Origin of the sequence: Pseudoalteromonas sp. S1650 (assembly GCF_005887195.1) — a bacterium.
In the GTDB taxonomy this organism is placed as follows: Bacteria; Pseudomonadota; Gammaproteobacteria; order Enterobacterales; family Alteromonadaceae; genus Pseudoalteromonas; species Pseudoalteromonas simplex.
Genome location: NZ_PNDF01000034.1, coordinates 95,200 through 104,098, shown reverse-complemented (window position 1 = coordinate 104,098; position 8,899 = coordinate 95,200). Strand labels below are relative to the sequence as shown.

The window sequence follows — 8,899 nt, the reverse complement described above, 5'->3', positions numbered from 1 at the left end:
AATCACTTTATTTCAATCCCGAATCGAGTGAAGAAAATGTGCAATCGGGAATGGATTAAATTGATTTAATCTTTATGCGGAATGGTATAATTCAGCATTTTCTTTTAGATCAGCTAATTACAATTAAATATAAAAATTGAGAGCAATAAAAATCAGAAAATTCTGATAACAAAAACGCCGCTAAAAAGCGGCGTTTTCAGAACATTTAGCTGATTAGTCAGCTTGAGGACGCATGTGTGGGAATAGGATCACGTCTTTAATTGTTGGTGAGTCAGTAAATAACATCACTAGACGATCGATACCAATACCCTCACCCGCTGTTGGTGGTAAGCCGTACTCTAACGCACGAATGTAATCTTCATCGTAGTGCATTGCTTCATCATCACCTGCGTCTTTCTCTTCAACTTGACGAGCAAAACGCTCAGCTTGATCTTGTGCATCGTTAAGCTCAGAGAAACCATTTGCTAATTCACGGCCACCTACGAAGAATTCAAAACGGTCAGTCACAAATGGGTTTTCATCGTTACGGCGCGCAAGTGGAGACACTTCCCACGGGTAAGCGGTAATGAAAGTTGGTTGAATTAACTTATGCTCAGCAGTCTCTTCGAAGATTTCACACAAGAACTTACCTGGGCCCCATACGCAGTTTTCTGGGATCTTAACGTGTACTTGCTTTGCGTACGCTTTAAGTTCTTCAAAATGGTTTTCAGGGTCATTAAATACCGCAGCATCAAAGTCTGGGTTGTACTTAAGGATAGCCTCGCTCATTGTTAAACGAGCAAAAGGTTGTCCAAAGTCGTACTCTACTGAATCAACAACTTCACCATTTTCATCTTTCGTTGTGTTTACCACAATTGGTGAACCAAGTACGTCTGTCGCAACAGTACGTAACATGTCTTCAGTAATGTTCATCAGGTCAATGTAATCCGCATATGCTTGGTAGAATTCGATCATCGTGAATTCTGGGTTATGACGCGTTGATAAACCTTCGTTACGGAAGTTACGATTGATTTCGAATACACGCTCAAAGCCACCTACAACTAAACGTTTTAAGTAAAGTTCAGGGGCAATACGTAAGTACATGTCGATATCAAGTGCATTGTGGTGTGTTACGAATGGACGTGCAGACGCACCACCTGGGATCACTTGTAGCATCGGTGTTTCAACTTCCATGAAGTCACGATCAGCTAAGAAACGACGGATACCTTCAACAACTTTTGAGCGAATACGGAAAGTTTCACGTGTCGCATCATTCGTAATTAAATCAACATAACGTTGACGGTATTTAGTTTCTTGGTCAGATAAACCATGGAATTTTTCTGGTAACGGACGTAATGACTTTGTCAGTAACTCGTACTCTGTCATTTCTACGTAAAGGTCACCTTTACCTGATTTATTTAGTGCGCCTTTAACACCGATGATGTCACCGATATCAAGTTGACCGTATTTTGCTTTTAATTCTTTTTGTACGTCTTTTGATGCGTACGCTTGAATTTGGCCTTTCATGTCTTGTAACGCAAGGAAAGGACCACGTTTTGCAAGAATACGACCTGCAACTGATACAACATGTTGCTCAGCAACTAATTCTTCTTTCGATTTATCACCAAACTCAGCTTGCAAATCAGCCGTGTAATGTTCACGACGGAATTGGTTTGGATGACCGTTGGCTGGGCAATTTTCGCGGATTGCGTCTAATTTGCCACGACGCTCAGCGATTAACTTATTTTCGTCTTGGATTTGATCAGTCATTTTTTAGCTCTTTTTTAGCTTGGTGGTTATAGGCCAGATTTAAGGCTGGCTTCAATAAATTTATCTAAGTCGCCGTCAAGAACCGCTTGTGTATTACGGTTTTCAACGCCAGTACGTAAGTCTTTAATGCGCGAGTCATCAAGTACGTATGAACGAATTTGACTACCCCAGCCAATATCAGATTTAGCATCTTCTTGGCTTTGTTTCTCAGCATTTTGTTTTTGAATTTCAAGTTCAAACAATTTCGCTTTTAACTGCTTCATTGCTTGGTCTTTATTCTTGTGCTGTGAACGCTCATTTTGGCACTGTACAACAGTGTTGGTTGGTATGTGAGTAATACGAACCGCTGACTCTGTTGTATTTACGTGCTGACCACCTGCGCCTGATGCGCGGTAAACGTCAATACGTAAGTCTGCCGGATTAATATCAATTTCGATATTATCGTCGATTTCTGGGTAAACGAATGCCGATGCAAACGAGGTATGGCGACGACCACTCGAGTCGAACGGGCTCTTACGCACTAAACGGTGAACACCTGTTTCTGTACGTAACCAACCGTATGCATATTCGCCAACAAAGCGTACAGTTGCGCCCTTGATACCAGCCACATCACCATCAGTTGCTTCAACCAGTTCAACTTTAAAGCCTTTTGCTTCACCCCAACGTAAATACATACGCAGTAGCATGTTACACCAGTCTTGGGCTTCAGTACCGCCAGAACCTGATTGTAAATCAAGGTAAGCATCGTTTTGATCATGGTCGCCTGAGAACATACGACGGAACTCTAGCTTTTCAAGCTGGGCGTTTAAATCGCCTAATTCAGCTTCGGCTTCAGCGAAGGTTTCTTCATCTTCAGCTTCAACAGCAAGCTCGACTAAACCTTCAACATCTTCGGTACCAGACACTAGATTATCAATGGTCTCAACAATAGCTTCGAGTGCCGACTTTTCACGGCCAAGTGCTTGAGCTCGCTCTGGCTCATTCCACACTGCTGAATCTTCAAGTTCTGCGTTAACTTCTTCTAACCGCTCTTTCTTAAGAGGGTAGTCAAAGGTACCCCCGAAGCAGTTCAGTACGTTCGCGAATTTCCTTGATTTGATTAATCACAGGATTCACTTCAAACATGTACATTACTCCAAAATGGCTGATTTACCGCGCACCGATATCGACAATAAATACGGTAAATTATCTACAAATATTAAAAACGCCCGATTTTAACAAAAAACCGAGCGTTTTATTAGCCTTTTATGTCGATTATAACGATATTTTTATGTCGCTTTTTGTAGCTCTCGAATAATCAACTGTAACGAGAATTTACCACGGAATTCATTTATATCGAGTTGATAAGCCGCTTTCACATAACGCACTTCGGTATCTGGCCATGCACGCACATCAACCCCAAATGCAATGCCGTCAACTAATCGTCCAGATTGATGTTTTAAAACCAGTTTTAAGTGTTTTTCACCGACAATACGCTGCTGTATTACTTCGAATACATGCTCAAACACTGGCTCCGGAAATTGCTGCCCCCAGGGGCCGGCATTTTTTAGTAAGTTGGCAAACTCCATCGAAAAGCACTCATTAGGCAATTCACCATCGGTAAGTAAAATACTTTGCTTATGCTCTTCAGTGAGTGTGTCTGTCACCATTTGCTCAAACACGGTTTTAAATTCAGTAAAACACTGCTCATTGATACTCAACCCCGCTGCCATAGCATGGCCACCAAATTTACTGATCAAATGCGGGTAGAGTGTATTTACTCGCTCAAGCAAATCACGCATATGCAGCCCTTCAATGGAGCGGCAAGAGCCTTTTATTTCGCCGTTATCACCCGCTGCAAAAATAATCGTCGGGCGGTGATACTTTTCTTTTAAGCGACCAGCCAAAATACCAATCACACCTTGGTGCCAATCAGCTTGGTATAAACAAATGGCATCAGGCACTGACTCGGTTTTAAATGCTAGACGGTCAAGCACCGCTTGTGCTTCAGTTTGCATGCCCTGCTCTATTTCACGGCGCTCATAATTGAGGCTGTCGAGTTCACCGGCAATACGGCGTGCTTGGTTTATATCGCTTGATAACAAACAGGCTATTCCTAAACTCATATCATCTAAACGCCCTGCTGCATTTAAGCGTGGCGCTAATGAAAAGCCAAAGTCACTGGCACTTAAACGGGCCGCATTACGATTTGCCACTTCGATTAGGGCACTGATACCTGGGCGTGTTTTACCACTGCGAATACGTGCTAAACCTTGATGAACTAAGGTACGGTTATTGGCATCAAGCGCGACCACATCGGCAACGGTACCAAGGGCTACAATATCAAGTAACTCAGCCAAATTTGGCATTGGATTTTGCTGAAAATACCCTTGTTCACGTAAGTGGCTACGTAAAGCAATCAACAGATAAAAAGCCACCCCAACGCCTGCTATCGATTTCGATGGAAACTGACAGTCATGGCGATTCGGATTCACGATAGCATCTGCATTTGGTAGGGCTTCACCTTGTAAATGATGATCAGTTACCAGCACCTTAATACCTGCTTGCTTTACAATGGCAATGCCATCGATACATGAAATACCGTTATCAACGGTGATCACAAGCTCGGGTTGCATGGTTACTATTTGCTCAGCAAGTGCGGGGCTTAGGCCATAACCTAGGCTGAATCTGTCTGGTACCAAGTAATCAAGGTTCTTTAAGCCGAACATAGCAAGACCTTGCATTAAGGTTGCTGTGCTGGTTGCACCGTCGGCATCAAAGTCACCGACGATTAACACGCGACTTTGATCAGCTAGCGCTTGTTGCAATAGCACAACAGCTTTGTCGATATCTTTAAACAACTTAAAGTCATGTAATGTCGCGGCACTGTTATCGAGTTCGGTGGCACTTTGCACCTGTCGAGTCGCATATATTTGCTTAATTACAGGGTGCAAATGGTGTGGTAGATGCGAATCATCAACACGAGGACGAGCTTGAATTATTTTTTCCATGTCGGAAATGGTACTTCTTTGCTTAAGACAAATAAAAAAGGCCTACGACAAATAGGCCTTTTCGTTAAAAAATCAGTTATGAAGATGTTTTTGGTAAAGCATCAAGCGCTTGGCTAATTTGCGCAGCTGATTGATAACCTGGGATCATGGTACCATCTTCTAAAATAATTGCCGGTGTGCCCGACATTCCAAAGCTTTGACCTAGCTGGTAGTGCTCTGCAATTGGTGCGTTACAACCAGGCACGGCAGCGACTTCTGCACCCGCTTTTGCTTCTGTTAATGCTTCAGCAGGGTCTTTAGCACACCATACATTCATTAAATCTTGGTAACCTTTACCACGTAAACCACCACGTGGGAAAGCAAGGTATTTAACCGTGATACCCGCGTCTAAGAAGTCATCAAGTTCACGGTGTAATTTACGACAATAACCACAGGTGATATCGGTAAATACTGTGATCGAATGCTTTTCGTCTTTCGCTTTGTAAACGATCATTGAGTCTTCGTACTCAGCAACACCTTCTTTACGAACGTCACTTAGAGCATGCTCTGTTAAATTAACTCGATTATTAAGGTCAATCAGTGTTCCTTGCATTAGAAATTGACCGTCAGGGCTTGCGTACAACACACCTTTGTCAGTAATTAGTTCTTTAAGACCTGCCACTGGGCTTGGGTTGATTTGCTTAACGGTTACGCCTAATTCAGCAAACTTAGCAATGATAGGGGCATCAGCAGCGTCTGTTGTTGATACGCCATTGGCAAACACATTTAAGCTTGTGCCTAGTAGTGCTGTGGCTAAAACTAACTTTTTCATAAATATCCTATATCCTGATCATTTTTTATATAGACCGGTACATCTCTAAAAATCTTGCACTAAGCACGTGGATGATGTTGCTCGTGTACCGACTTCAATCTTTCATTCGCTACATGGGTATAAATTTGTGTTGTTGATAAGTCACTGTGACCTAACATCATTTGCACGACTCTAAGGTCCGCCCCATGATTAAGCAAATGCGTTGCAAACGCGTGTCTGAGCGTATGCGGTGATAACGGCGATTCAACTGATGCCAAAATAGCATAGTGTTTGATGCGATGCCAAAAAGTTTGTCGTGTCATGCCAATCCCGCGCTTTGATGGGAACACAAAGTCAGTGGCATGTTTAATCATTTGCGAACGACCCACTTTTAAAAACTGCTCAAGCCAGTACATTGCTTCTTCGCCTAAGGGAACTAAACGCTCTTTATTACCCTTACCTTTTACAAAGACCACCGCTTGGCGCAAATTAATTTGCTCCATTCTGAGTCCTACTAGCTCTGTAACACGAAGCCCAGTAGCATATAACAGCTCAAGCATAGCTTTATCACGAAGCCCCATTGCATCTTCTATGTCTGGGGCTGCAAGCAAAGCTTCGACTTCGGCTTCTGACAGTGTTTTTGGTAATGACTGCCCAGCTTTTGGCTGAGCAATATTGACCATCGGCGAATCGGCAATGGCTTTTTCGCGTACAAAATACTGATAAAAACGCTTAAGTGCACTGATGCTTCGCGCTGTACTGCGCGACTTCAGTCCTAAATCAACACGGTATGCTAAATACGCTTCAATATCATCTGAGCGGACAGCCAGTAGGTCTTTATCTTTTAAAAATTGGCAAAACTTTTCAAGGTCACTGCGATAAGCGGCGAGTGTATTTTCGCTGACTCCCTGCTCAAGATACAGCGTATCTAAAAATAACTCTAAATGTTCGGCGTTATTTGCTGTTATTACACCTTTTTGGGCTTGTGAATTATTATCAGCCACGCGTACTCTCATCCTTATCAAGGTATCAATTGATTATACCTTACGGTAAACTTACGCCTATCATATCAGGCAAATACACAGTGATAAATACGATGCAGATTGGTTTATTTTATGGTTCTACAACCTGCTACACAGAAATAGCGGCAGAGAAAATTCGCGATATTATTGGTCACGACATCGTGAGCCTTCACAATATCAAAGATGAGCCATTAAAAAATGCAGAGCAATTTGATTTCGTGATCTTCGGCATTTCAACTTGGGATTTTGGTGAGTTGCAAGAAGATTGGGAATCAATCTGGGACGACATTAAAGATGTTAACCTAAACGGCAAAACCGTGGCTCTGTTTGGTATGGGCGATCAACAAGGTTATGGTCAGTGGTTCCAAGATGCACTTGGCATGTTACACGATGAAATTTGTGATCAAAGCATTACCTTGCTAGGCAAATGGCCTAACGATGCAAGTTATGAATTTGAGGCTTCAAAAGCACTCACTGAAGATGGCAAACAATTTGTTGGCCTAGCCCTTGATGAAGACAGTCAATATGAGCTCAGCGATGAACGTATCGCAAGCTGGGTTGAACAAGTCATGACTGAGTACAGTGAAAGCTTGTAAGCCATGAATAAAAAGCCAAGCATTGCTTGGCTTTTTTAATGGTTATTCAACGCGTTGCCAATATTGATTTCGATAGAAAAATGCAATATAGCCGCGTACTTCAAGCACCTTACCTTGTTCTTGTGGCGTCAGTTTAAGGGTATAGGTTTTACCATTGTTCGGGTCAAGAATTTCACCCTCTTGCCAGCTACCATCACCGGCATCTTTAGCATCTTCTATAATTTGTAACCCTAAAATTGGCTGATTTTTCTTATCACCTTTACACTTTTCGCAGATTGCATCTTGCTTGGCTGGGTTAAGGATTTTTTCAACACTACCAACCAATACACCATCTTGCTCACTGATACGTACTAAAGATTTCGCTTCATTCGTTTCTTCGTCAATAGTTTTCCAAAGACCCACTGGCGTCAATGCGGCAAAGCTCAACTGAGAAAATAATAAGGTAGATAAAACAATTGATAAACGGAACATAAAAAACTCGTATAAAACTTAAGACTTTGGCACTATATCAGGGCTTAAGCAAACACACCATTTTGCTTAGCTCTGAAATCGACACAACATTGCGAGGGAACACAATGAGTCAATTCACATTAATTACCGGTGATATTGTCAGTTACGACAGTAATCAGGTAGCTACAATTAACGCCACGGGCGAAATAAAAATAAATCGCTTTGCTGAGCCATTATTTATTCCTGATAGCGCTAAAGCCGCCATTGAGCTGGGTCGGCTCGATGATAACTTGTTTAATTTAAAAAAGTTATTACGCTCAGGCTATGCCGATCCCTGCCCTACGACCCGCGTGCTAATTGAAACCACACATCCTTTACCTGACATCGAAGGTCTGCTGATCAAGCGCCGCTTTAGCATTATTGATTTTTGCAGCGCCGAAATAGAAAAGTCGCACAGTAAAGCTGTATTAGATACCCTATTAAAGCTTGAATATGTTCAGCAAATTCAGCTTGATGAAGTCATGCAATTACAACCACCGGTACAATTTAACAATCAATAAAGGTACAATAACTTATAAGTATGCTAAACAGCTCCTTCATTTGTAAAAGGAATAACAATGAAAAGTGCGCTACCAATAATAGCTGCCGCAAGCATTTTGCTCGCAGGGTGTGATGAATTAGAAGTTGAAGAAACTCATAACTTTGGCGACGAAATGTATGAGAACAATTACACACTCGTTAATACCACTGATTTAGAAGTGGATTATTACATGGCTAACACTGATCTATTTGGTGATGCTCAAGAATTTAAAGACTCTGAATACTATGTTGATACGCTTGCATCGCAATCACCTCCCGTTGATGTAACACATGCTCACAATGAACGTAGTCGTATTTCCTTTTATGTAGTCGATCACAGCGACACAAGTAACTCAGCCACACAGATGTATCAGGTAGCTCAAGATCAACCTTATCATTTTATTGCTTGGCAAAATGAAGAAAAGCTCCGTTTAACACTCGTCAAAAAAGCCAATGATGATAAAGATGACTTTTTTGCGATTCGTATTCTCGCAACTGAAAACCTTCGCTTAAAAGTCGAAAAACAACTCGTTAATTTATATCAGAATCAATTAAGTTACTGGTACCACATTGATGACTGCGCTGATGACTTGAAAATATCAAGAATTAACGATGAGGATAAGCGAGTCTATGAACCCGTCTCAATCTGCGACGCATCATATGGGCAGTCATATACCTTGCTCTTAAGTGAAGATGGCCTTGAAGCGAGCATTGCTGAATAAC

Annotated in this window: 9 protein-coding genes; 3 read left to right on the top strand and 6 right to left on the bottom strand. The window is 41.9% G+C overall.

Annotated elements, in window-relative coordinates:
* Positions 1-213: 213 nt before the first annotated feature.
* From lysS to xerD, 5 genes are all read right to left on the bottom strand, one after another.
* Complete coding sequence (gene lysS / locus CWB80_RS12185; protein WP_054551251.1) at positions 214-1,749, bottom strand: lysine--tRNA ligase; 1,536 nt, start codon at positions 1,747-1,749, stop codon at positions 214-216.
* 26 nt (positions 1,750-1,775) lie between these two features.
* A protein-coding gene (gene prfB / locus CWB80_RS12180; protein WP_105181232.1) for a peptide chain release factor 2 occupies positions 1,776-2,874 on the bottom strand; the annotation gives its coding sequence in 2 pieces (ribosomal slippage) (positions 1,776-2,798 and positions 2,800-2,874; 1,098 coding nt in all).
* Between the two features lie 143 nt (positions 2,875-3,017).
* Positions 3,018-4,739 (bottom strand): single-stranded-DNA-specific exonuclease RecJ, encoded by a 1,722-nt coding sequence (gene recJ / locus CWB80_RS12175; protein WP_138599640.1) that lies wholly within the window; start codon positions 4,737-4,739, stop codon positions 3,018-3,020.
* Positions 4,740-4,815: 76 nt separating this feature from the next.
* Entirely contained in the window at positions 4,816-5,550 is a 735-nt protein-coding gene (dsbC, locus tag CWB80_RS12170; protein ID WP_138599639.1) for a bifunctional protein-disulfide isomerase/oxidoreductase DsbC, read from the bottom strand.
* A gap of 59 nt (positions 5,551-5,609) precedes the next feature.
* On the bottom strand, positions 5,610-6,497 hold the full coding sequence (gene xerD, locus CWB80_RS12165; protein WP_229677541.1) for a site-specific tyrosine recombinase XerD: 888 nt from the start codon (positions 6,495-6,497) through the stop codon (positions 5,610-5,612).
* A gap of 128 nt (positions 6,498-6,625) precedes the next feature.
* Between xerD and fldB the strand changes: the two genes are divergently transcribed.
* Positions 6,626-7,147: a flavodoxin FldB gene (gene fldB, locus CWB80_RS12160; RefSeq protein ID WP_054551247.1), complete on the top strand. Its 522-nt coding sequence runs from the start codon at positions 6,626-6,628 to the stop codon at positions 7,145-7,147.
* Positions 7,148-7,189: 42 nt separating this feature from the next.
* Here the strand turns inward: fldB and CWB80_RS12155 are convergent, their stop codons facing one another.
* Positions 7,190-7,618 (bottom strand): DUF2147 domain-containing protein, encoded by a 429-nt coding sequence (locus tag CWB80_RS12155; protein WP_138599638.1) that lies wholly within the window; start codon positions 7,616-7,618, stop codon positions 7,190-7,192.
* A gap of 104 nt (positions 7,619-7,722) precedes the next feature.
* Between CWB80_RS12155 and CWB80_RS12150 the strand changes: the two genes are divergently transcribed.
* Positions 7,723-8,157, top strand: a complete 435-nt coding sequence (locus CWB80_RS12150; protein ID WP_138599637.1) for a hypothetical protein — start codon at positions 7,723-7,725, stop codon at positions 8,155-8,157.
* 57 nt (positions 8,158-8,214) lie between these two features.
* A complete protein-coding gene (locus CWB80_RS12145) occupies positions 8,215-8,898 on the top strand; it encodes a hypothetical protein (protein ID WP_138599636.1) in 684 nt (227 codons plus the stop codon).
* The last annotated feature ends 1 nt before the right edge of the window (position 8,899 follow it).

Bases quoted from the DNA above. Each gene is read 5' to 3' on its own strand.
- fldB (WP_054551247.1), top strand. From the start codon at position 6,626: ATGCAGATTGGTTTATTTTATGGTTCTACAACCTGCTACACAGAAATA.
- dsbC (WP_138599639.1), bottom strand. From the start codon at position 5,550: ATGAAAAAGTTAGTTTTAGCCACAGCACTACTAGGCACAAGCTTAAAT.
- CWB80_RS12145 (WP_138599636.1), top strand. From the start codon at position 8,215: ATGAAAAGTGCGCTACCAATAATAGCTGCCGCAAGCATTTTGCTCGCA.
- CWB80_RS12150 (WP_138599637.1), top strand. From the start codon at position 7,723: ATGAGTCAATTCACATTAATTACCGGTGATATTGTCAGTTACGACAGT.
- lysS (WP_054551251.1), bottom strand. From the start codon at position 1,749: ATGACTGATCAAATCCAAGACGAAAATAAGTTAATCGCTGAGCGTCGT.
- CWB80_RS12155 (WP_138599638.1), bottom strand. From the start codon at position 7,618: ATGTTCCGTTTATCAATTGTTTTATCTACCTTATTATTTTCTCAGTTG.
- recJ (WP_138599640.1), bottom strand. From the start codon at position 4,739: ATGGAAAAAATAATTCAAGCTCGTCCTCGTGTTGATGATTCGCATCTA.